The following is a 20,978-nucleotide window of genomic DNA, read 5'->3' as shown; positions in this document are numbered from 1 at the left end:
ACTCGAGCTTCCCGCCCCGAGTGGCGGCGTTGCGGCGCAGTTCGCGTGACACCGTCCCAGGGTCGCGCCCGATCTCACGAGCGATCTCGCGCACGCCCTTGCCCTGGGCCTTGAGCACCGCGATCTCCTCACGCTCAGCGAACGACAGATACCGGCCTGTGGCCTTGAACGTCAGATCGAACGGCGCCATGCCGCCAGCGTGGCGGAACCACCGCTGACCGACCGCTTGCGCCACGCCGACCGTCGCGGCGGCCTCGATGGGCAGAAAGCCATTGGCGATCTCGGCCCAGAACGCGGCCTCGACATGACGCTGGAACTTCGGGTGCCCCGGCGACCGAAGCTTCGGCCGGATCGCTCGATCTGCTGCTTGCTGACGACGTACCACTCAACACCTCCATGACGGGGTGTTGCGACGACCGATTGATTCCGCCTTGGGATCCCGCGTCCGTGTGATGGATGAGGCCCGACAGGTCGGTGACCCCGGCCTGCTGACGGGTCCAGATCGCATGCTCGAGGGTGTCGAGCACCAGGTCGGTCGTCATCCGAGTGGCGGCCCGCCAGCCCACGATCCTGCGGCTGAAGACGTCGAAGATGAAGGCGACGTAGACGGTGCCGGCCCAGGTCGCGACGTAGGTGAAGTCCGCGACCCACAGCTGGTTTGGTCGGCTCGCCCAGAACTGTCGATCGACCAGGTCAAGTGGCCGCTCGGCAGCCGGATCGCCGATGGTGGTGCGGACCTTCTTCAGCCGTAGCGCCCCTACCCAGCCCTGCTCGCGGTAGAGCCGCTCGATGGTGCAGCGGGCGACGTCATGACCACGGCCACGCAGATGCAGCCACATCTTGCGCGCACCGAACCGCGCGATCAGCTTCTGTCGCTTGCGTTCAGCCACCATGATCTCGACCAGCTCCGCATCGCGGACCTGCTGCCTGGAGGGCTGTCGCGAGCGGGCGTCGTAGAAGGTGGAAGGGGCGATCTTGATCCCGTGCTCAGTAAGCACGCGGCAGATCGGCTCGACCCCGAACTCCACCTTGTGGTCCTCGATGTAGTCGATCAGTACCTGTTGGGGCGGTCGAGCTCCGCCGCGAAGAAAGCCGAGGCCGACTTCAAGATCTCGTTGGCACGCCGAAGCTCGGCGTTCTCCTTCTTCAGCGCCTTGATCTCAGCGATCTCCTCGCTGGTCCTGCCCTGACGGACACCGCCGTCGATCTCAGCCTGCCGCAGCCACTTGCGCAGCGATTCAGTAGAGGTGATGCCCAGCCTCGCCGCGACCGACCTGATCGCCGCGGACTCGTGCGGATAGTCCTGCCGGGACTCGATCACCATCCGCACTGCGCGCTCACGCAGCTCGGTTGGGTACCTCGAGGGACGTGCCATGAGAGTGATCCTTCCAACGAATCAGCTCTCCGGACATGCCGGGGCGGTTCATGTCCCTTGGCTAGTACCTTGAGCCAACCAGGAGGCGGAATGCGATGGCTGGTGCGGCTTGGGAGAAGCGCGAGGTCGACCTGACGATCGACACCTACTTCGAGATGCTGCGCCTTGAACTTGACGGCACACCGTTCAGCAAAACGGCCTTCCGGCAGGACCGCTCCAGAAAATCGACCGTTCGAGTGGATCCGTGGAGTACAAACTGCAAAACATTTCTGCCGTGCACAACGAGCTCGGCGGCGTATTCCCTACTGCAGCAGCAGGAAGTCCGAGGTGTCCTTGCCGATTTGGACGTGCGTGGTCCAGTTGGGCAGGTTGGTCGGGCGGATCCACGTCGACACGGTGGCCTGGCGAAGGATCAACCCATACGCCCGGTCTCGAGGTAATCGAGGATCGGCACCGCCAGCGGAAAGATGAGGTCGTCCAGCATATAGTGCAGTTGCGACCAGAAGGCGGGCTCGGCCATCGCCGGCGGGTCGGCATCGGTCAACTGATCGCGCAGCGGGTCGGTGATCGCCGGCATGTGCTGTATCAGATCGCCCGGATAGCCCTTGGCCGTGAACACCGCCGCCATGAACAGGCAGTAACAGCGGACAAAGGCATCCGAGTTGCTGTTCACGAAGACGCTTTCCTCGTCGAAGAGTTCCTCCACTGGGTTCAGCAGCCGGATCGTGCCATCGGCGGCCTCGGCCAGAACGCCCTCGCCCGAGGTGCCAAACGCCAGATAGCGGCCGCCCTGCCAGGTCACCTCGACACATTGATCGGGAAAGCGCGGAAAGTGGAAATTGGACTTGGGGTAATCTTCCAGTACCGCCAGCCAGTTCGCCTTGACGGTGGTTGTATCGTATTTGCGCTTGAGCAAGCGGGACAGGCTGGCACCGGCCAGCCCGTCCAGTTCCTTTTCGATACGGACGAAGAATTCGGTCATTTGAACCCGTCGAGAATATTCTGCGGCTCGCGCCGGAAATTTGGCCTGTATTTCACCGCATAGGTGATCTGCGCGCCCGGCGCATAGCGATTCAGCAGCGGCTTGCAGATATCGTGGCATGGGCTGCGGCCCGAGAAAATCTCAAGGAGGCGCTCCGCGCCGGCGGTTTCGGCCACGATGATCTCCTCGGCGTGCATGGTCCCGTCATTCTTGCACCCCATGATCGAGGTGGTGCCGTCGAGGTCGGCGAGCAGTCGACCGGCGGGGGTCATCCGGACCCGGCGCCCGTCCGGTTCACGAGCGGCGTGCCCACGTCACGGCCTACTGCCGCGATGCCCTGCGGGCGTGTCGAGTGGGTCGTCCAGGGGCGACGCAGGAGCGTCGACGCGACGTGCTGAGAGGTGGTTCCAGTCGAGCACTAGGACGCCGGCTGCAGGCATGGCGATAGGTCAGGAACGGCGTCGCTCCCTGCGCAGGAGGGAGCGCAGAGTCTCGGCGTTCGCGTAGCCGACCCGTAGCGCGATCTCGGCGGAGGTGAGGTCCGTGGTTGCTGAGAGGTGCCGAGCTCGTTCGATGCGAAGCCGTTGGACGAAGCCGAGCGGAGTGAGGTTGAGCGCCGCACGGACTCGTCGTTCGAGGGTGCGCCGGCTGGTGCCGAGCGACTGCGCGACGAAGGCGACGTTGAACGGTTCGTCCAGGCGGGCGCGCACGAAGCGTTCGAACTCGACGACGATCGGGTCATCGTGCCGGAGATGTTCGTAGGCGACGAAGGCCGCCTGCGACGGACGCTCGTCGATGAGGAGGAGCTTGGCGACATGTTGGGCCAGGTCGGGGCTGATCGATCGCACGAGTGAGAGCGCGAGGTCGATGTGGGCGAACGCGGCGCCGGCGGTGACGAGGTTCCCGTCCACGACGACCATGGTGTCGAGATCGAGGGCGACGGTCGGATAGCGCTTCAGGAACTCCGGCCCCAGGAACCAGCTGGTCGTCGCCCGCCGATGATGCATCCGTCCGGTCTCGGCGACGGCGAACACGCCGGTGCACGCCGCGGCGATCCGGGTGGTCGCGTCGTCGAGGCGCCCGAGCGAGGCGATGACCGAACGAGCATCTCGGCTCTGGAGGGCGTCGTTGGTAGCGGCGGCCGTGAGGGTTCCGAGCGCAGGGACGACGACCACGTCGAACTCTCCGGACTCCGACAGCGGGTGGTCAACCGACAGGGTCATCGATGCCGTCGTGGTCACTCGCCGTTTCGGTCCGAGGATGGCGAGTTCGATCGGGTCGATCCGCGGGTCGATATCGCCGCGGGCTCCGTCGGCCACCCGCACGATGTCGATGACCGACGCGACAGCCGAACCGAAGCAGCCGTCGATCGCGATCAGTCCGATACGCATGGCGCGAACACTAGCAATACTGTCGTATACGCCACTCCCCATCGGCCCTCGCTCGTCATACGCTGAACTCGCCCCACGAAGAACCCCGACTTCAAGGAGAACCCCTCATGTCCACACCCGCATCACTTCCGTATGCCTTCGTCGCCAAGATCGTCGCGGCCGATGGACAGCACGACGCGCTCGCCGATCTGCTCGCCGGCGCTGTCGCACTCGCCAACGAAGAAGTGGGAACGATTGTCTGGTTCGCGGTCAGGACCCACGCCGACACCTTTTGGATCTTCGATGCATTCCCCGACGAGGCCGCTCGCGACGCCCACGCCAACGGCGCCATCGTCGCAGCCCTGATGGCCAACCAGCACCTCCTCGGCGCAGCACCCGAGATCCTGGCGGCCGACGTCCTCGCGTCCAAGCTCCCGTAGTCCGCCAACGCACGAGATCATCGCGGCCCGCCGAGCCGTCGCCAGGTCGCGACGCAACGCCACGCTGCGTTGCCGAGCGGTGTGAGGCCTATCGGCACACGGACAGGATGCTGGCCGCGAGCGATCAGCCGGCGAGGGGTCCGTCGCAGAGGAGAGCGACGTCGGTGTCGGGCAGAGCCACGAGGTCAGCGCATCGCGCGACCACCAGAACCGAACCGCCCCTGCCCTGCGTTTCCGCAGGTCAGGGGCGGTTCGCCGGAGCCACCTGTCGGACCCTGAAGAAGCGAGCCGCTCACGTGCTCGCCTACTTCGAAGGACCCGGCACCAGCGACGGGCCGACCGAGGCGCTCAACGGCGTCATCGAGAAGACCCGCCGCCTGGCCCACGGCTTCCGCAACTTCACCAACTACCGGATCCGGATCCTGCTCGCCGCCGACGGCTCACGTCCCTACCGACGCCGTCCCTCGATCAGACCCGAACTGACGTGCCCCATGGGTTGGTTACCCGATTGGCTGAAGAGTCGAGGGCCTTCTTGGAAGGCTGTGCATCGTGCCTCGTCCCTACCCGCCAGAGTTTCGTCAGCGAGCCGTGGCGCTCGTTCGTGCCGGCAAGCAGATCAAGCAGGTCGCCTACGAGCTCGGCATCAGCGCCGGGTGTCTGCACACCTGGGTCCGCCAGGACCGCATCGACCGCGGGGAGCGTCCCGGGGTCTCCACCGCCGAGTCCGCGGAGCTCCGGGCGGCGCGCAAACGGATCCGTGAGCTCGAGACTGAGCTAGCGATCATCCGTGCGGCCTCGAAGTTCCTGGCGGAGGAGAAGCCGCACCCAAAAGGGTTCATCCGGTGATCGACCGCCTCGTCGACGCCGGCATCCCGGTCAAGAAGTGCTGTCGGGTGCTGGGTGTCTCCAGCCCCGGCTACTACCGCTACAAGAACCGGCCGACCTCGGCCACGCAACTGCGCCGCGAGTGGCTGACCGGCCTGATCCGCGAGGTCCACGTCGCCTCGCGCGGTACCTACGGCTACCGCCGCATCCACGCTGAGCTAACGATGGCGATGAACGTCCAGGTCAGCTCGCGGCTGATCTCGGTGCTCATGACCCAGGCCGGGATCTACGGCCTACCAGGGCCGGCGCGAGTCAAGCGGCTGCGTGGTGTCGTGACCAGCGAGGACCTGGTCAACCGCAAGTTCCACCGCCTGGCCCCGAACGAGCTGTGGGTCACCGACATCACCGAACACCCGACCCGCGAGGGCAAGGTCTTCTGTGCCGCCGTCCTCGACGCCTACAGCCGCCGGATCGTGGGCTGGTCGATCGACACCCGACAAGACAGCGCCCTGGTCATCAACGCCCTCGATATGGCCATCCGCAACCGCCGGCCCGCACCGGGTGGGATCGTCCACGCCGACCACGGAGTCCAGTTCACCTCGTGGGCCTTCGGCGACAAGATCCGCGCCGCGGGCCTGATGCCGTCCTTCGGCAGTGTCGGCGACGGCCTCGACAACGCAATGATGGAATCGTTCTGGTCCTCGATGCAGATCGAGCTGCTGAACCGCAAGAAGTGGAAGACGCGAGTCGAGCTGGCCAACGCGATCTTCGAGTACATCGAGATCTTCTACAACCGCCAACGACGCCACTCCAGCATCGGCTACCGCACCCCGATTGAATACGAACTACGCTCCGAAACCACCACCGTCACCGCCTGAGACTGCAGACACCAACGGGTAACCAAGCCATAGGGCACGTCAGAGTGTCAACCAGATCCGGGGCAGACCCACTCTGTGGGTGTTCGGAGCTCTGGCGGCTGAGTGGCTCCACCCGAGCGATCTTGATGAATGGGACACCACCGCATGACGCGAGCGCCTCGGCCCAGACGGTGGCCCGAGCCGAAGTCGGTGGAGGGTGATCTGCGGATCGTCCCGTTGTCGAGTCACCTCCTCGACCTGGACCTGGCGGCGTACCGTGCCAGCTCCCAGGCGATCCACGCCCACAGCGCAGGCCGATGGCCCGCGGATCTCGGCCGCGACGGGGCCCGCCGGCTCATGGCAGTCCACGAGGCCGAGCACGTGGACGGCACTGCGTACGCATATGCAGTGCTGGACCACGACGGTGAGCGCGAGCTCGGCTGTGTCTACCTGCGCCCACTCGGGGAGTACCTCGAGCGCACCGGAACGCACGTGCACGACAGCCGGATTGACCCGGAGCGGACAGCGATCGTGACCTTCTGGCTGATCGACGACCAGGACCTGCGCCCCTCAACGGCTGAGATCCTCCGCTGCATCCGGCAATGGGTCACGCGGTGGCGCGCTGCCGGCCCAGTGTACCGATGCCTGCCCGCGGAGGTGTCGACCCTCGCCGCGCTCGAGGCGGCGAGCGACCTGCGGCCGATCACCATGACAGGTCAGGAGCTGCCGTACCTGTGGTTCGTGGACGAGCACACCGGACCACCTGTCCTGACGTCCTGATCAAGGTCCGGTGGCCGCGCGTGCTCAGGAGGCGTCGTCGGTGACGGCTCCGAGGGCGGTGTGGGCGGTGGGTCGCCGGGCCTCGCGCAACTGCGTCGGAGTCTCGCCGCTGAAACGCCGGAACTCGCGGATCAAGTGGCTCTGGTCGGCATAGCCGTAGGCCGCTGCGACGTCGGCGATCGACGCGCGGTGGAGCGCTTGCGCTGCCCACTCGAAGCGCACCACGGCTGCGGCGACCTTCGGGGTCGCGCCGATCGTCTGCTTGAACCGGGACGACACGTGTCGGTGACTCAGCCCCGTCTCCCCCACCAGCGCCGAGATGCGCGCGGTTCCACGACTGCGGTCGATCTGGTGCCACATCCAGGCCACCATCGGATCGGCGGACTCAGAGCCCGCGAGGCGTTGCAGCAGCGCACGATCCATCACCTCGAAGCGACGGTCCCAGCTGCGTGCAGCCCAGAGGCGCTCCCGGAACCCCTCGTCGAAGGCGGGGATGACGTCGGCGAGGTCCACCACGGAACAGGCGATGGAAGCCGCGGGTGCGTCGAGCAGGCGCGCCGCGCCGAGCGGAGTCAGGTAGACCTGCAGGCAGTGCTGGCTGCTGGCGAAGGCGGTGGTCGCGTGCCCGGGCATCAAGCCGACGACGAAGGACTCCTTCGGCCCCAGCCCCGTGCCGTGAGAAAGGTCGAGGATCTCCAGTCGAGGACCGAAGGACACGACCAGCGGGATCAGGCTCCCCGCCGGTTGACGCCGCACCACTCGTCGCGTGGTGTCTTCGCGGTAGCCCACCATCCCAGCGACCATCCCGCGCAGGCCGGGATGCGCCGGGTGTCTCACGAGCACCGGACCGGGCTCTCGCCCTGCCACGTCACGCACGTCGCACCCCTTCCCACCGGTCGACACGGTCGTGCTGGTCAATTTCGTACAAGGCGAGCCTCGCGGGGAGCGCGAAGGTATGCGCCGAAAGGAGTACATCATGAGCACGCTCATCGCGATCGAGTTCCTGTCCGTCGACGGAGTCATGCAGGGCCTGGGATCGCCCGACGAAGACCGTTCGGGAGGGTTCAGGCACGGCGGGTGGGGAGCCCGCTTCGCCGACGCCATCCACACCACGAGCGGACACAACGGCCTGGCAGGAACCAGCACCTACCTCTTCGGGCGCCGGACCTACGAAAAGATGGCCGCATTCTGGCCCCACCAACCCGACAGCAACCTGATGGCCGCGCACCTCAACGCCACCCCCAAGCACGTCGCCAGCTCGACGATCGATGACAGCGACGTCACGTGGGAGAACACCACCGTCATGGCCGGCGACCTCGCCGAGAACGTCAAACGCCTCAAGACCATCGGCACCGGAGACCTCGTCGTCCTCGGCAGCGGCGTCCTGGTCCGCCACCTGCTCCAGCAGGACCTGATCGATGGACTGCGCCTCTTCGTCCATCCTCTGGTGCTCGGATCCGGGACGCGACTCTTCGGTGAGCTCTCCTCGCCCCTGTCGCTGAAGCTGACCGGCTGCGACACCACCTCGCTGGGCAGCATCGTCCTCTCCTACGACATCGACCGCGACGGTGACGCGTGACTGCCTGCCATGCCGGAGCGCAGCACACGGCTGAATTGTGACAAGCACCCGGTGCGCAAGTGCGCCGCAGTGCCCGACAGTCATCTGAGAGCTGGTGGCCGAGGAGTGAGCCCGTGCCTCACCAACCGATCCGACGTGCCCGCACAGGAGAACACATGACCGACCATCACCATCCGCGCGTGGGCTCGCGACGCCCCCGCCGGGGATGGATGGCCGTGCTGGTGTCGCTGAGCGTCTCCCTCGCCGGATGCACCTCCGAACGGCCCTCGACCCCGGCGGCCGACCGCGCGTGGGTTCGCGGCACAGTCCCGCAGCACCCCGGGCTTCCGGGCCGAAGCGTCTTCCGCAACGCCACCTGGTGTGACGACGCCTGGTGGCTGGTGGGTGCGGTCTACCTGGACGAGCCATCGCAGACGCGAGACACACGCCCAGCCGCCTGGTCATCGACGGATGGCGTCTGGTGGGCGCCCGTCACCATCAACACCACGACCTACTGGGGACACCGAGCGATCCTCAACTCGATCGCCTGCTCCCGCGACCGGATTGCGGTCGTGGGAGCACGATCTGGAGGCGCCCACGGCAACCCAAGTGTGACCACCTTCAAGCAGAACAGCGACCGGTCGCTGGTGGACGTCCCTGCGGTGTTCACCCAGTACGGCGGCGCCACCGCGACAGGCGTCGGACCGATCGCGGGCAGCTCGGAAGGCTGGCTGATCGCCGGGAACCGGCTCTCCGGACCTGGCGTCTGGGTCACCGACGATCCCAGCGCCTTCACCAAAGTCGAGGGCGAGCCCGCGCTGACGGGTCCCACCGGTTACGAGGCAATCGCCCAGTCGGGCATCTGGGACGCGAGCGGGTGGACCCTGGTCGGCGGCGGGGCACAGCGCGGGTCGATGGCAGACCGGGACCCGGCCGTCTGGACCTCCTCCGACGGGCTGAGGTGGGCGCCCGAGGACGTGCCGTCGAGCTCAACGCCCGAGGACATGCACCGAGCAGTGCTCCTCCCAAACGGCCACCTCCAGGCCGTCGGCCTTTCTGGAGATCGCTTTGCGTCGTGGACACGCACAGACCGGGGTTGGCAGCCTGCGGTCGAGTTCGGTCGCGTCGCCGGTTCTTGGCGAGGAACGCCGTACGTCGCTTCGGCGGCCACTACGCAGGACGAACTGCTCGCCACCGTCAGCACCGGCGACACCTACGAACTGTGGGGCACACCTCTCGGCAACTCGGCCTGGCGCAGGCTCCCTGCCCCGATGCGCCCAGCCACCGCGAGCGATCACACCCTGATGGCGGCAACGAACGGCGACCGAGTCCCGCTCGTCGGCGATGACGGCAACGAGAGCGGCGTATGGACGAGCGAATCGCGCAACTGACGGTCCCGAGCGACAGCAGCTCCTAGACTCAGGCTGGTGGGGTTCGAGGAGCGCCTGGAAGGCCACCGTGTCGACCTGACCGGATACTGCTACCGCATGCTCGCCGATCTCGGCGAGGCCGAGGACGCCGTCCAGGAGACGATGATCCGCGCCTGGCGGAAAGCCGACAGCTTCGACGAGCGCAAGGCCGGGCTGCGTACCTGGTTGTACCGGATAGCGAGCAACGTCTGCATCGACATGCTGCGCAGCAGCCAGCGCCGTGGCTTGGCCATGGACCTGACGTCGGCCTCTACACCAGGTCCGGACCCCGGCCCGGCCGTCAACCTCTCGCGCTTCGTTCAACCGGTGCCGGACCATCGCGTTCTATCCGATGATGGCGACCCCGCGGAACTTGCCGTCCAGCGAGAGACAATTCGGCTCGCCTTCGTGGCCGCGCTCCAGCAGCTCCCGCCCCGACAGCGCGCTGTGCTGATCCTCAGGCAGGTCTTGGGCTGGTCCGCCGCGGAGGTCGCCGACCTGCTCAACACGAGCCCGACCGCCGTCAACAGCCTCCTCCAGCGCGCGCGGACCACGATGGCTCTCCCCCGCCCCCACGATGTAGACCTCAGCCCACATGACGAGTCGTTGCTGTCCCGCTACGTAGAGGCGTTCACCACGCATGACATGGCGGCTCTGGTCGCGCTCCTGCATGAAGACGCCACGATGTCGATGCCCCCCTACCTGTGGTGGCTGCAGGGACGGGCGGCGATCCATGAGGCCCTCCTCGGCGGCGCCACCGTGTGCGCCAACGACCAGTTGGTGCGCACCTCTGCCAATGGGTCGCCGGCCTTCGGTCTCTACCGGGACGGCGAAGCTTTGGGGGTGGCTGTCATCGACCTGCGCGGCACCGGCATCGAACGCGTCACCACGTTCCTAGAACCGTCCCTCATGCCCACGTTCGGCCTACCGATGACTCTCGAACAACCGGTGCGTATGTAGAGGCATGACGAACATTGCATCCATGTGGCACGACGAGCGTGGATCGGGCGAACCCGTCGTGCTGTTGCACGGCGGACTCACCGACAGCCGCTGCTTCGACGGCAATCTCGACCAGCTCGCGTCAAACTTCCGGCTCTACCTTCCAGACCGACGAGGTCACGGGCGCACGCCCGACATGCCTGGCCCGATCACCGTCGAGCTCATGGCGCGAGACACGATCGCCTTCCTGGAGGACGTCGTCGGCGGCCCAGCCAAGCTGGTCGGCTACAGCGCCGGCGGCACCGTCGCGCTGCGACTTGCTCTCCTCCGTCCTGACCTCGTGGAGAAGCTCGTGCTGGTCAGCGCCGCCTTCGATCCCGGCGGGCTGGTCTTCAAGCCATCAGCCGGTGGCGCGCTGCCGGAGCAGATTCTCGACGCGTACGACGAGGTCTCTCCCGATGGTCGAGACCACCTCCACGTGGTGGTGCGCAAGATCGTCGATGCAGTTGCGACCGAGGCGAGCCCGAAACCAAGCGAGCTGCTCGCCGTCACCTGCCCGACACTCGTCCTCGCCGGGGACGACGACCTCGTCACCCTCGAGCACACCATCGCGATGTATCGCGCCCTTCCGCGAGCTCAGCTGGCGGTCGTACCCCATGCGAGTCACCTGCTTCTGATGGAGCACCCCGACCTCGTCAAGGACGTCGTTGCCACGTTCTTGAGCACAGATCCGTCGGCGACACTGATGCCGATCCGGCGCACAGATACCGTCTGAACGTGACCAGTCAGGGTGCCGTTCTTCGCGATGCACCTGCGTACCGATTGCACCCCACGAGGTCTTCAAGAAGACGTCCTCGCAGGTCAGCGCGCCGATGTATTCACTACTACGACATCTGACAGGCGGCCCTGAGGGGCCAGTGATCGTCGAACGCGTCCCCCGGCAACCGAGGTTGCCGGGGGACGTCGTGCGTGACGGGCGCGCCCGCCGCTTTCACCTCCTTCCGGAACCGAAAGCGGACCGTCCCGGCCCCCTTCGGCACTAGCGTCACGGGCATGAACACCACGCGGGTCCGGAGCAGCCTCGTACGCACCTCCGTGACGGCGATCCTGGCCGCGGGACTCCTCGTCCTGTCGCCGGGCACGGCCTCGTCCTCGGCGAGCACCGACCGCGCGGCCGGCGCCGGCGTGCGCACAGTCAGCTTCGGCGACGGCGTACGCATCTCGCGGCCGGGGCAGGTCGAGCGCAAGCTGCGCCGGACGTCGCCTTCCTTCAGGACCTACGTCGCCAAGCGGGTGCGCTACCTGACGAGCCACGACTGCTACGAGTCCGGGCAGGTCATGGTGCACCGCTGGCGCAGCGACGGCTGGGCGACCGCCGACGAGAACTCGTGCGGTGGCGCGCAGTTCATCTACGTGCGGACGCCGCGCGGCTGGCGGTCGCCGCGCGCGCTCATAGCGCAGGAGCCCCGGTTCTGCGACGTGCTGCGCCGCTTCGACGTACCCCCGGCGCTGCTGGCCACGCCGTCGGGGCCCTACCAGTGCTACTCCTCCGACGGGATGTCGATGCTGGCCTATGTGTAGCTCGATCCCGACCACCCGTCCGGGGGGTTCGTCCTTGTCGCCGGGTGGTTAGCGTCGGTGAATGACCAACCTCTCGATCATCTACTACTCGAGCTACGGCACCGCTCACGAGATGGCCTCCCGCCTGGCCGAGACCGCCGAGGCGCAGGGCGCCGACGTCCGGTTGCGCCGGGTGCGTGAGACCGCTCCTGACGAGGTGGTCCAGAGCGTCGAGGGCTGGGCCGCGCACGCCGCCTCCGTCGCAGACCAGCCCGTCGCCGAGCCCGACGACCTCGACTGGGCCGACGCGGTGATCATGGGATCCGGCACGCGCTACGGACACATCACCAGCCAGCTGCAGGCCTTCATCGACACGCTCGGGCCGCTGTGGCAGGAGGGCAAGCTGGCCGACAAGGTCTACGCGGCCTTCACCTCGAGCCAGACGCTGCACGGCGGTCAGGAGTCCACGATCCTGGCGATGCACACCACGTTCGCCCACTTCGGCGGCATCATCGTGCCGCCGGGCTACACCGACCAGACCAAGTTCAACGACGGCAACCCCTACGGCGTCGGCGTGGTCACCGGAGCGGGCGGGGTCGACGAGACCGCGAACACGGCCCTGGACCACCTGGTCACGCGGGTGCTGTCGATCGCGAAGCGACTCGAGGACTGACCGAGGGCCGACCAACCTTCCCTGCCGTCACGTCAGCGCGTCGGCGAGCTCGACGAGCGACGCTGCCTCGACGTCCGGCACCGCGAAGTATGACGGGTAGCGACCGCCTGTCCTGTTGATCCAGGCGGTGGCCAGTCCGGCACGACTCGCGCCGTCGATGTCCCACGGGTGCACCGCGACGAGCATCGCGTCCGCAGGCTCGACGCCGCACTCGGCCAGCGCGTGGGCGTACGCCCCGGGCGCCGGCTTCCACACGCCCGCGTCCTCGACGGTGAGCAGCCGCTCGAAGCGGTCACGCACACCGGCGCTCTGCAGGAGGGTGTCGGCGACGCTGGCGGACCCGTTGCTCAGGGTCACGAGCCGGATCCCGACGTCGCCCAGGACACGGACACCTTCGACGACGTCCGGGTGGACCGCGAGCTCGGAGAAGCCCTGCATGACGTGGTCGACGGCGTCCTCGAGCGGTCGGTCGAGCTGCTGTCCGTGCAGGCGCACCCGCAACGCCTCGGCGCCCAGCGTGGCGAAGGGCCGGAGGTCACCGGCGACCGTCACCGCGAAGCCGTCGCGCAGCAGCTCGGCGAACCAGAGCTTCGCGAGGTGCGCCGGTGCGCCGACGTCCTCGAAGCGCGCCGACAGCGGCGCCATGTCGGACAGCGTCTCGTTGACGTCGAAGACCAGGACCCGAGGTCGCTGCGGCCCCTCCGGAGTCGCGGGCCGGTCAGCGCTGCTTGCGTCGGTCATGGGACCTCCTCGTCCGGCACGCAATCGGTGTCAGGCGTGCGAGACCACCAGTCTCGCGGACCCGGCTGTCAGGAGGACGTCCCCGGGGCCCCTGGTCCCCGGGGACGTGCTTCCCCACTAGCCCGTACGTCGTCGGGCCCTCACCAGCGCCGGTCGAGGAAGTACGGCGTGCGGTAGCCGTCCTCCCAGAACGGCGTGTAGCCGAAGTAGCTGTAGACCGGGCGGTAGTCCACCGGTCCGGTGAGGTCGGGGTCGTAGTCGAACCCCGACTCCACGTGCAGGTCGCTGCGCTCGAGGCGCACGTGGGCGCGCACGCCCGACACGGCGTCCACGGGCACCAGCCGGTGGTGGTCCCCCAGACCCAGGACACCGCCCGACGCGACCACGAGCATCCGCGCACGCCGCTCGTCCGCATCGACCAGGATCTCCTCCACCTCACCGACCCGGTGGTCGCGCACGTCCAGGACCGTCATGCCGCGCACGTCGTCCCGGTCGTCCGCGAGGCCGAGGTCGGTCCCGGTGAGCGGGAGCAGCTCGAGGGTGGTCGTCATCGGTGACTCCTTGCGGTGGGCGGGGCGTCCACGATGGCAGCGGAGTGTGACAAGGAGGCGTGGACCCACATTGCAGTTGCGTGACATTGCCGGTCGGCGCTCCGGGCGTGACGTCCGGAAGGGGCGACGATGCGACGATGGACGACATGCCCACGCGAGTTCTGGTCCTCGAGGACGACGCCGGACTGCGCACGTCGCTCCGGATGGTGCTCGAGGACGACGGCTACGAGGTCGTCGAGGCGAGCGCCGCCGATCGGGCCCTGGCGCTGGTCGAGGGGGGCGTCGACCTGATGCTCGTCGACCTGATGCTCGGTGGGGTCGACGGGTTCACCTTCATCCGGCGCGCCCGTCCGGTGACCGAGGCCCCGATCGTGGTCATCAGCGCGCGCGACGGCGTCGAGGACATCGTGTCGGCGCTCGAGGCCGGTGCCGACGACTACGTCACGAAGCCCTTCGACGTGGAGGAGGTGCAGGCACGCATCCGCGCACTGCTCCGTCGTCCGGCCCTCGCCGTCCCGCCGACGACGACCGGCGGCGAGCAGCCGCCGCGGGTGGACGGAGGCCAGCCGCAGGACGAGGTCGTGCTGGACTCCGTCGAGGGCCCGCTGGTCTTCCGGCGCGCCGCGGCACAGCTGCTGCGGGGCGACCGCGAGATCCACCTGACGATGACCGAGTTCCGGTTGCTCTCCGTCCTCGTCGACCACCTCGGCCGAGTGCTGAGCCGTACGGCCCTGCTGGAGCACGTCTGGGACCGGGGCTTCTTCGGGGACGAGCGCATCGTCGACGTCCACGTGCGGCGACTGCGCAAGAAGCTCGAGCTCGAGCCCACCGAGCCGCAGAGCATCGTGACCGTGCGAGGACTCGGCTACCGGCTCGACGCACGATGACCTCCCGGGTGCGGCGACCGGGCCTGCGCTCGTCGGTGACGGCTGCCTTCGCCATCGGAGCACTTCTCCTGTCGGTCGCCCTCTCCCTGGGGACGTACGTGTCAGCCCGTCACCTGCTGGTGGAGCAGCGCGAGCGCACTGCCCTGCGCCAGGCGTACGCCGACGCCGCCCTCGTCCGGGACGGTTTGCGGACCTCGGGCACCGGCGTGGCCGAGGCCCTCGGCGCCGTCGCGCCGCCGGCCGGCGCGACGATGCTCGTGCGGCGCCAGGGGACGTGGTACTCCTCCAGCCTCGACCAGCCGGGCGACGACCTGACCGCCGTGGTGCGCCCAGCCGTCGCGGACGGCCGCGTCGGGCTCGGGTGGACGGCGCGCACCGATCCCCACTCGGTCGTGGTCGGTATCCCCCTGCCCGCCGTCGATGCCGAGTACTACGAGGTGGCCGTCGCGGACGAGCTCGACGCCACGCTCCACACCCTCGCCCTGGCGCTCCTCCTCGGCGCCGCGCTCACGACCGTCGCAGGAGCCGGGCTCGGGCGACTGGCGAGCACGCGCCTCCTGGAGCCGCTCGCCGAGGTCACCCGTGCGGCCGGGGAGATCTCCGCCGGGAACCTCGGCACCCGGCTGCAGGACACCCGCGACCCGGACCTGGGTTCCCTGGTGAGCTCGTTCAACCACATGGTGGACGCCGTGCACGAACGCATCCAGCGCGACGCCCGGTTCGCCGCCGACGTCAGTCACGAGCTCCGCACGCCGGTCACCACCCTCACCACCAGCCTGGCGCTGCTCCAGCGCTCGGAGGAACTGGACCCGCGCTCGCGCCAGGCGGTGGGCCTGATGTCCGACGAGCTGTCCCGGTTCCGCCGCGCGCTCGAGGACCTCCTCGCCCTCGGACGACTCGAGGCCGGGCTGGACGACTCGCGCGTCGCGGTGACCGGCGCCCGCGAGCTCGTCCGGCAGGCCCTCGCAGCCAGCGGTCGACCCGTCGACCTCGTGGTCGCGCCGAGCACGGGCCAAGGGGACGACCCGCTCGTGGACGTCGACCGCGCGCAGATGGTCCGCGCCCTGGTCAACCTCTACGACAACGCCGACCTCCACGGCGAGGGACTCGTGGGCGTGGAGGTCCGCACACGCGACGGCCGTGCGGAGATCCGGGTCGTCGATCGCGGTCCCGGCGTGCCGGACGAGGACCGGACCCGGATCTTCGAGCGCTTCGCGCGAGCCGGGTCGTCCAGGCCCGGGACCGGCAGCGGGCTGGGGCTGAGCCTCGTCGCCGAGACGGTCCACCGGCACGGCGGGCACGTCAGGTGCAGCTCGACCGGCGACGAGACGGCCTTCGTCGTCGACCTGCCGCTCGTCGACTCGCGGGGTGAGCAGACGTGAGCTGGTCCCCCGCTGGTCGTCGCGGGATGGCGCGGCACGTGCTGGTGCCCCTAGCGCTCGCGCTGGCGCTCGTGGGCTGCGGTCTCCCGGACGAGGACCGGACCCGCACCGTCGACACGCCCGTGCCCTACGAGCTGCTGGACAGCGCCCCGGGTGCCGAGGACGCGACCACGCCCGGCTCTCCACTGCGCGGCGTCCCCGTCGTCCTGTGGCTGCGCGGGGACGACGCTCTGGTTCCGGCGGCGGTCGCGGCGTCGTGCCAGGATGCCGCCACCGACGTGGTCGAGACGACACTCCGCACGCTGGCAGCGGCCCCCACGACGGAGGAGCGCGAGGCGGGGTTGGCCTCGGCACTGCCCCCGTCGGCCGGCCTCCGGCTGGTGTCGATCACCAATGGCCTCGCGCGCGTGGACGTCGACCTCATCGACCTCGGGGATCCCGAGCGACTGCCGTTCGCGGTCGGGCAGCTGGTGCTGTCGGTGACCTCCGCGCCCGACGTCGACGCGCTCGAGCTGGTCGCCTCCGGTCGTCCCGTCGAGGCGCCCCTCCCCGGGGGCGCGCTCGCGGAGGGGCCGGTGACGGCGGACGACTACGCCGAGCTGCTCCGCGGGGGTGGGCAGTCCCCCGAGGTGCCGCCCGACCTCGGCTGCCCGGGCGAGGACCGCTGATCCCGACGAGCTGTGACAGTCGTGTGACGGCTCGGTGACCAGCGCCCGTCGATCCGGCTCCACCTCGTTCGGTCTCCTTGCCCGGCGAACCGGGTGGTGCCTTGATGGAGGAGCAGGGCCGGGCCTCGACCCGGCAACGCACCACGAGAGGAGCGAACCGTGTTCACCATGACCACGAAGGCACGTGAGGTCGTCCGACGGGTGACGTCCCACCCTCGTGTCAGCGCGACGTCGGGGCTCCGGATCTCGTCGCAGGGGGCGGACGAGAGCGCCCTCGGCGTCGCGACGGCTGCCGGACCGGAGCGCGGTGACCAGGTGGTCGAGCGCGATGGTGCCCGCGTCTTCCTCGACGAGCCCGCCGTGCCGCGGGTGCGTGGTCGCCTGCTCGACGCGGTCACCAGGAACGGACGGGTGCACTTCGTCGTGCGGAACCGTCACTGAGCGGCGCCCAGCCGTCAGGGCCCTGACAAGCGCTCCCCAGCCGTGCCAGGTTCCCCCTGTTGCGCAGCCGCATGAGCGTCCCGCCGCGACGAAGTCCATGCGTGACCCCACCGCGACCGGCGGCGGGGTCTGCCAGCGCACCGAGTCGATGGTGGCGTACCACTCCGGCGCGCGGGCGGGGTCACCGGCGTACGCCGCCACCTGCTCGCGCGGGAACGGCAGCACGGCCTCCACCTCGAAGTAGAAGTCCGCGCTCCTCTGCATGGCACGAGTATGCGCCGCCAGACGGACGCCTCGAGCCGGCCCGGAAACCGGTCCTGTCGACCCTTTGTACGACGTTTCGCTTTTCGGCTGTCGGACGCCCTTCGCCATCGAGAAACTCGGGTCACGCCCCACCCGGGCAACCACCAGTGACACCCATGACCGTCAAGGAGATCTCGTGGCCACCTTTGCGATCGTCCCCCAGCACGTCGAGCCCCACTCCCTTGCGGGGCCCGACGCGGATGTCTCGCCCGCCCGCCGCACGGCAGCTGCAATCGACCTCATGCGATCGGCCACCACCGCCATCGAGCGTCGTCGCCTGGTCCACGAGCTGATCGAGGCCAACGTCACCGTGGCCAGGGCCATGGCGGCGCGCTACCGCAACCGCGGCATCGACCTCGACGACCTCGAGCAGGTCGCCCTCGTCGGCCTCACCAAGGCCGCCCAGCGCTTCGACCCGACCGCCGGGAACGACTTCATGGCGTACGCCGCCCCGACGATCCGAGGCGAGCTGCGTCGCCACTTCCGCGACTCGGGCTGGATGATCCGGGTGCCGAGGCGGCTGCAGGAGCTGCAGGCGCGCATCGCCACCGCCGAGCAGGACCTGCTGGCGGCGCTGGGCCGCTCGCCGCAGCCCTCCGAGATCGCCGCCCACCTCGGGGCCGAGCTCGACGACGTGGTCGAGGCGCTCTCGGCGGACGGGTGCTTCCGCCCGACCTCCCTCGAGACCCGCACCGGCGAGGGCAGCGACACGATCGCCAGCCTCATCGGCTGGCACGACCCCGGTCTCGCGTCGGTGGAGGCCCGGCTGCTGCTCGACACGGCCATCGCCGACCTTCCGGAGCGCGAGCGCCGCATCCTGCACTGGCGCTTCGTCGACGAGCGCACCCAGGCCGAGATCGCCGACCTGCTCGGGCTCACGCAGGCGCAGGTCTCACGGATCCTGGCGCGCCTGCTGCGTCAGTTGCGCGCCGACCTGTCCGAGCAGGCGCCGGCCGCCTGAGGCCTGAGGTCTGAGGTCTGGCCTCAGTCGTCCTCCCAGTAGGGACCCTTGCGGTAGGGGTCGCGCTCGATCGTGGTGACCGGGCGACGCTCGGTGACCCAGACCCGGCGCTCGGTCCCGTCCGCGTCCACCACCGTGCGGCGTACGCGGAAGTTGGCGTACGAGGTCGTGTAGGCGTTGCGGGAGTTGCGGGCGTTGTTCCACTGGTAGTCGAAGTTGCGGAGGTACTTCTTCGCCACGACCGCGCCCCGCACGGTGAACCAGACCTCGTCGTTGGCGCTGCTGAGGCTCGACCAGTTGACCGAACCCGTCAGGACCATCGAGGTGTTCGGGACGCCGTTGTAGGCGCCCTGGACGACGAGGTACTTCTGGTGGCTGTAGTAGTCGAGGATCAGGTCGTCGATGCCGTCGTTGTTGAGGTCGAAGTTGTCCTCGGTGTCGAAGTCGAGGCCCGTCGAGCGCAGCGGGATCCGGCCCCGCGCCGTGGGCGCCCCGAGGACGCCCTTGGTGTGGTAGCCGATGAGGCCGTAGCTGACCCGGACGTCGCAGCCCTGGACGTACTTCTTGCGGATCGCGGCGGCGAGGTAGTCGCCGCGCTCGCCGCGCATGGTGTGCATCGACAGGGCGAGGCGGGTGCGCGTGACCGCGCCGGTGACGGGGTCGACGTTGCGGCACTGCACCCGGTCGAGCAGGGTGAGGACGAGGTCGTTGCGCGGACCCGACGCCCGCGGGAAGGCGACGACCGTGTGCTTGTCGACCGAGTCGTCGCAGACGCCGAGGAGCGGAGTGCCGCAGAAGGCGAGCGGCTCCTGGCGGGTGTCGTGGTCCTTGCTCATGTCCTTGAAGAGCCCGACGAACTGGCGGAACAGCTCCTGGTCGCCCTCGGTGAAGTAGAGGTCGTTCCACTGGTGGACCGCGGCGTTGCGCGTCATGTTGGCCGAGCCCACCGCGATGACGTCCTCGGACCGGCCGGCCTGGCTGAAGAGGTAGAACTTCGAGTGCAGGTTGTTGAAGTCGCTGGCCGCGCCGCGGCAGCTCTTGCGGCACTTGTAGATCCAGCTGTTGCGGCGCCGGTCCTTGCCGATCTCGGCGCGCAGCACCTTCATCGCCGCCGTCTCCCAGTGGTCGTTGAGCAGCATCTGCACCTGCACGCCGCGTCGGTGCGCGGCGGCCAGCGCCTGCGCGACGTTGACACGGTCCAGCGAGTAGATCGCGATCCGGATCGTGGAGCCCTTGGGCGTGCGGTTGATCGTGTCGATCACCTTGCGCTCGATGGTGAAGTGCCCCTTGGCCAGGTGCGGGTCGTTGAAGAAGGGCCCGCTCGGGGCCTTCCAGCGACGCGACTTCTGCGGCTTCGCCTGCGCGGCCAGGTCCGCCTGGACGGCCCCGACCCCCTGCGACGCGCTCGACGCAGCGACCCCGGGAGCGACTGCTCCCAGCGACGCCGTCAGCGCCAGACAGATGCTCCCCACGAGCATCGACAGCTTCGACACGACCGGACCCCTTCTGCGGATGGTGCCGTGCCAGCATAGGTACCCTCACCCGGCTTCGGGCGTTGCCTCGCCGCTTGACTCGTTCGAACACGTGTTCGATGATGGGGCCATGTCCTCCGCCCGCTCGATCGCCGCCCTGGACCCGGGGCGCTCGGTCGTCGAGCAGCTGCGCGAGCGGGTGGCCGCCATGGAGCGCAAGCCGGCCGGCGAGCCGGTCCCGACCCTGCCCGGACTGGCGGACCTGGTGCCGATGCACGCCGGTGCGACGTACGCCGTCGACTCCGCCTCGCTGGCCCTCGCGATGGCGGCCGGGGCGTCGCGTGCCGGGGAGTGGGTCGGCTTCGCCGGCTGCGCGGACTTCGGCGCCGAGGCGGCCGCGGAGCTCGGCATCGAGCTCGCCCGCACGGTGCTCGTGCCCGACCCCGGCCCGCACTGGCTGGAGGTGACAGCAGCGCTCGTCGACGTCCTGCGCGTGGTGGTCCTGCGCGCCCCCGCGGCCGTCGACGAGCGCACCGCCGGGATCCTCGACTCGCGCCTGCGCACCCGGTCCTCGGTGCTGGTCGTCCACGGCGACTGGCCGCGGGCGGAGGCCCGGCTGAGCCTGGAGGAGTCCGTCTGGACCGGTCCCTCCTCGGGCACCGGACAGCTGCAGGAGCGCCGCGCCCGCGTCGTCGTACGCCGTGGCGCCCGGCCGCCGCAGCGCGCCGACCTGGCCTGGCCGGGGGTGCGCCGGGCCGACGCGTCGACGCAGGACCTGCGCCGGGTCTCGGGGTGAGCACCCCG

The 20,978-nt window shown here is 69.1% G+C and carries 24 protein-coding genes, 3 pseudogenes and 1 other annotated feature; of the genes and pseudogenes, 17 read left to right on the top strand and 10 right to left on the bottom strand.

Annotated features, from left to right (window positions below; all coding sequences use genetic code 11):
- From IRX98_RS16725 to IRX98_RS16700, 6 genes and pseudogenes are all read right to left on the bottom strand, one after another.
- The coding region (locus IRX98_RS16725) for a helix-turn-helix domain-containing protein (RefSeq protein WP_224278686.1) at positions 1–385 on the bottom strand (385 nt) is incomplete at its 3' end.
- A gap of 58 nt (positions 386–443) precedes the next feature.
- Positions 444–1,028, bottom strand: a pseudogene (locus IRX98_RS16720) (IS3 family transposase); the annotation flags it as partial.
- Positions 966–1,094: a sequence feature (AL1L pseudoknot), on the bottom strand. Its footprint overlaps the pseudogene before it by 63 nt.
- A complete protein-coding gene (locus tag IRX98_RS16715) occupies positions 1,052–1,375 on the bottom strand; it encodes a transposase (RefSeq protein ID WP_224278685.1) in 324 nt (107 codons plus the stop codon). Its footprint overlaps the feature before it by 43 nt.
- 412 nt (positions 1,376–1,787) lie before the next feature.
- Complete coding sequence (locus IRX98_RS16710) at positions 1,788–2,357, bottom strand: SUKH-4 family immunity protein (protein ID WP_224278683.1); 570 nt, start codon at positions 2,355–2,357, stop codon at positions 1,788–1,790.
- Complete coding sequence (locus IRX98_RS16705; protein ID WP_224278680.1) at positions 2,354–2,629, bottom strand: nucleic acid/nucleotide deaminase domain-containing protein; 276 nt, start codon at positions 2,627–2,629, stop codon at positions 2,354–2,356. The genes IRX98_RS16710 and IRX98_RS16705 overlap by 4 nt, the downstream gene beginning before the upstream one ends.
- Positions 2,630–2,806: 177 nt before the next feature.
- Complete coding sequence (locus IRX98_RS16700; protein WP_224278678.1) at positions 2,807–3,748, bottom strand: GlxA family transcriptional regulator; 942 nt, start codon at positions 3,746–3,748, stop codon at positions 2,807–2,809.
- 107 nt (positions 3,749–3,855) lie between these two features.
- Here IRX98_RS16700 and IRX98_RS16695 point away from each other — a divergent pair, with 107 nt between their 5' ends.
- From IRX98_RS16695 to IRX98_RS16680, 4 genes and pseudogenes are all read left to right on the top strand, one after another.
- The gene (locus tag IRX98_RS16695) at positions 3,856–4,167 is read left to right on the top strand and encodes a putative quinol monooxygenase (protein WP_003941073.1); all 312 of its coding nucleotides are present in this window, start codon (positions 3,856–3,858) and stop codon (positions 4,165–4,167) included.
- Positions 4,168–4,436: 269 nt separating this feature from the next.
- Positions 4,437–4,616: pseudogene (locus tag IRX98_RS16690) on the top strand (transposase); the annotation flags it as partial.
- A gap of 100 nt (positions 4,617–4,716) precedes the next feature.
- Positions 4,717–5,870 (top strand): annotated as a pseudogene (locus tag IRX98_RS16685) (IS3 family transposase).
- Between the two features lie 189 nt (positions 5,871–6,059).
- A complete protein-coding gene (locus IRX98_RS16680) occupies positions 6,060–6,629 on the top strand; it encodes a hypothetical protein (RefSeq protein ID WP_224278676.1) in 570 nt (189 codons plus the stop codon).
- Between the two features lie 24 nt (positions 6,630–6,653).
- Here the strand turns inward: IRX98_RS16680 and IRX98_RS23585 are convergent, their stop codons facing one another.
- The gene (locus IRX98_RS23585) at positions 6,654–7,505 is read right to left on the bottom strand and encodes a helix-turn-helix domain-containing protein (protein ID WP_224278675.1); all 852 of its coding nucleotides are present in this window, start codon (positions 7,503–7,505) and stop codon (positions 6,654–6,656) included.
- Between the two features lie 100 nt (positions 7,506–7,605).
- Here IRX98_RS23585 and IRX98_RS16670 point away from each other — a divergent pair, with 100 nt between their 5' ends.
- From IRX98_RS16670 to wrbA, 6 genes are all read left to right on the top strand, one after another.
- The gene (locus IRX98_RS16670; RefSeq protein WP_224278674.1) at positions 7,606–8,208 is read left to right on the top strand and encodes a dihydrofolate reductase family protein; all 603 of its coding nucleotides are present in this window, start codon (positions 7,606–7,608) and stop codon (positions 8,206–8,208) included.
- A gap of 155 nt (positions 8,209–8,363) precedes the next feature.
- Positions 8,364–9,578, top strand: coding sequence for a hypothetical protein (locus tag IRX98_RS16665; protein WP_224278673.1), 1,215 nt, complete (start codon positions 8,364–8,366; stop codon positions 9,576–9,578).
- Positions 9,579–9,614: 36 nt separating this feature from the next.
- On the top strand, positions 9,615–10,556 hold the full coding sequence (locus tag IRX98_RS16660) for a sigma-70 family RNA polymerase sigma factor (protein WP_224278672.1): 942 nt from the start codon (positions 9,615–9,617) through the stop codon (positions 10,554–10,556).
- 22 nt (positions 10,557–10,578) lie between these two features.
- Positions 10,579–11,310, top strand: a complete 732-nt coding sequence (locus IRX98_RS16655) for an alpha/beta fold hydrolase (RefSeq protein ID WP_224278671.1) — start codon at positions 10,579–10,581, stop codon at positions 11,308–11,310.
- Between the two features lie 278 nt (positions 11,311–11,588).
- Complete coding sequence (locus IRX98_RS16650) at positions 11,589–12,116, top strand: hypothetical protein (RefSeq protein ID WP_224278670.1); 528 nt, start codon at positions 11,589–11,591, stop codon at positions 12,114–12,116.
- A 61-nt stretch (positions 12,117–12,177) separates the two neighbouring features.
- Positions 12,178–12,768, top strand: a complete 591-nt coding sequence (gene wrbA, locus IRX98_RS16645) for an NAD(P)H:quinone oxidoreductase (protein WP_224278668.1) — start codon at positions 12,178–12,180, stop codon at positions 12,766–12,768.
- A gap of 27 nt (positions 12,769–12,795) precedes the next feature.
- Here the strand turns inward: wrbA and IRX98_RS16640 are convergent, their stop codons facing one another.
- Positions 12,796–13,509, bottom strand: a complete 714-nt coding sequence (locus IRX98_RS16640) for a haloacid dehalogenase type II (protein WP_224278666.1) — start codon at positions 13,507–13,509, stop codon at positions 12,796–12,798.
- A 140-nt stretch (positions 13,510–13,649) separates the two neighbouring features.
- Positions 13,650–14,060 carry a PRC-barrel domain-containing protein gene (locus tag IRX98_RS16635; RefSeq protein ID WP_224278664.1) on the bottom strand — a complete coding sequence of 137 codons (411 nt, stop codon included), beginning with the start codon at positions 14,058–14,060 and terminating at the stop codon, positions 13,650–13,652.
- Between the two features lie 146 nt (positions 14,061–14,206).
- On the opposite strand from IRX98_RS16635, the gene IRX98_RS16630 reads away from it, so the two are divergent.
- The 6 genes from IRX98_RS16630 (at position 14,207) to IRX98_RS16605 (ending at position 18,702) form a co-directional block, all read left to right on the top strand.
- Positions 14,207–14,947, top strand: coding sequence for a response regulator transcription factor (locus tag IRX98_RS16630; RefSeq protein ID WP_224278663.1), 741 nt, complete (start codon positions 14,207–14,209; stop codon positions 14,945–14,947).
- Between the two features lie 8 nt (positions 14,948–14,955).
- Entirely contained in the window at positions 14,956–16,329 is a 1,374-nt protein-coding gene (locus tag IRX98_RS16625; protein ID WP_224278662.1) for a HAMP domain-containing sensor histidine kinase, read from the top strand.
- Positions 16,326–16,997: a GerMN domain-containing protein gene (locus tag IRX98_RS16620; protein WP_224278661.1), complete on the top strand. Its 672-nt coding sequence runs from the start codon at positions 16,326–16,328 to the stop codon at positions 16,995–16,997. The genes IRX98_RS16625 and IRX98_RS16620 overlap by 4 nt, the downstream gene beginning before the upstream one ends.
- Before the next feature lie 159 nt (positions 16,998–17,156).
- Positions 17,157–17,438 (top strand): Fe-S cluster assembly protein HesB, encoded by a 282-nt coding sequence (locus IRX98_RS16615; RefSeq protein WP_224278660.1) that lies wholly within the window; start codon positions 17,157–17,159, stop codon positions 17,436–17,438.
- Positions 17,439–17,535: 97 nt separating this feature from the next.
- Entirely contained in the window at positions 17,536–17,682 is a 147-nt protein-coding gene (locus IRX98_RS16610; RefSeq protein ID WP_224278659.1) for a hypothetical protein, read from the top strand.
- A gap of 300 nt (positions 17,683–17,982) precedes the next feature.
- The gene (locus tag IRX98_RS16605) at positions 17,983–18,702 is read left to right on the top strand and encodes a SigB/SigF/SigG family RNA polymerase sigma factor (RefSeq protein ID WP_224278658.1); all 720 of its coding nucleotides are present in this window, start codon (positions 17,983–17,985) and stop codon (positions 18,700–18,702) included.
- Between the two features lie 23 nt (positions 18,703–18,725).
- Here the strand turns inward: IRX98_RS16605 and IRX98_RS16600 are convergent, their stop codons facing one another.
- A complete protein-coding gene (locus IRX98_RS16600; protein ID WP_224278657.1) occupies positions 18,726–20,195 on the bottom strand; it encodes a phospholipase D-like domain-containing protein in 1,470 nt (489 codons plus the stop codon).
- Between the two features lie 109 nt (positions 20,196–20,304).
- On the opposite strand from IRX98_RS16600, the gene imuA' reads away from it, so the two are divergent.
- Positions 20,305–20,970: a DnaE2-dependent mutagenesis accessory factor ImuA' gene (imuA', locus tag IRX98_RS16595; protein WP_224278655.1), complete on the top strand. Its 666-nt coding sequence runs from the start codon at positions 20,305–20,307 to the stop codon at positions 20,968–20,970.
- Positions 20,971–20,978 lie beyond the last annotated feature (8 nt).

The sequence above is a fragment of the Nocardioides lacusdianchii genome (genome assembly GCF_020102855.1).
GTDB lineage: Bacteria > Actinomycetota > Actinomycetes > Propionibacteriales > Nocardioidaceae > Nocardioides > Nocardioides lacusdianchii.
The sequence above is the reverse complement of the archived record's forward strand: the minus strand, read 5'-3'. Positions and strand labels throughout refer to the sequence as shown.

What these genes read in the sequence shown, in the direction of transcription:
- IRX98_RS16715 (WP_224278685.1), bottom strand. Translation starts at nt 1,375, where the DNA reads ATGGCACGTCCCTCGAGGTACCCAACCGAGCTGCGTGAGCGCGCAGTG.
- IRX98_RS16710 (WP_224278683.1), bottom strand. Translation starts at nt 2,357, where the DNA reads ATGACCGAATTCTTCGTCCGTATCGAAAAGGAACTGGACGGGCTGGCC.
- IRX98_RS16705 (WP_224278680.1), bottom strand. Translation starts at nt 2,629, where the DNA reads ATGACCCCCGCCGGTCGACTGCTCGCCGACCTCGACGGCACCACCTCG.
- IRX98_RS16700 (WP_224278678.1), bottom strand. Translation starts at nt 3,748, where the DNA reads ATGCGTATCGGACTGATCGCGATCGACGGCTGCTTCGGTTCGGCTGTC.
- IRX98_RS16695 (WP_003941073.1), top strand. Translation starts at nt 3,856, where the DNA reads ATGTCCACACCCGCATCACTTCCGTATGCCTTCGTCGCCAAGATCGTC.
- IRX98_RS16670 (WP_224278674.1), top strand. Translation starts at nt 7,606, where the DNA reads ATGAGCACGCTCATCGCGATCGAGTTCCTGTCCGTCGACGGAGTCATG.
- IRX98_RS16665 (WP_224278673.1), top strand. Translation starts at nt 8,364, where the DNA reads ATGACCGACCATCACCATCCGCGCGTGGGCTCGCGACGCCCCCGCCGG.
- IRX98_RS16655 (WP_224278671.1), top strand. Translation starts at nt 10,579, where the DNA reads ATGTGGCACGACGAGCGTGGATCGGGCGAACCCGTCGTGCTGTTGCAC.
- IRX98_RS16650 (WP_224278670.1), top strand. Translation starts at nt 11,589, where the DNA reads ATGAACACCACGCGGGTCCGGAGCAGCCTCGTACGCACCTCCGTGACG.
- wrbA (WP_224278668.1), top strand. Translation starts at nt 12,178, where the DNA reads ATGACCAACCTCTCGATCATCTACTACTCGAGCTACGGCACCGCTCAC.
- IRX98_RS16640 (WP_224278666.1), bottom strand. Translation starts at nt 13,509, where the DNA reads ATGACCGACGCAAGCAGCGCTGACCGGCCCGCGACTCCGGAGGGGCCG.
- IRX98_RS16635 (WP_224278664.1), bottom strand. Translation starts at nt 14,060, where the DNA reads ATGACGACCACCCTCGAGCTGCTCCCGCTCACCGGGACCGACCTCGGC.
- IRX98_RS16630 (WP_224278663.1), top strand. Translation starts at nt 14,207, where the DNA reads ATGCCCACGCGAGTTCTGGTCCTCGAGGACGACGCCGGACTGCGCACG.
- IRX98_RS16610 (WP_224278659.1), top strand. Translation starts at nt 17,536, where the DNA reads ATGCGTGACCCCACCGCGACCGGCGGCGGGGTCTGCCAGCGCACCGAG.
- IRX98_RS16605 (WP_224278658.1), top strand. Translation starts at nt 17,983, where the DNA reads ATGCGATCGGCCACCACCGCCATCGAGCGTCGTCGCCTGGTCCACGAG.
- imuA' (WP_224278655.1), top strand. Translation starts at nt 20,305, where the DNA reads ATGTCCTCCGCCCGCTCGATCGCCGCCCTGGACCCGGGGCGCTCGGTC.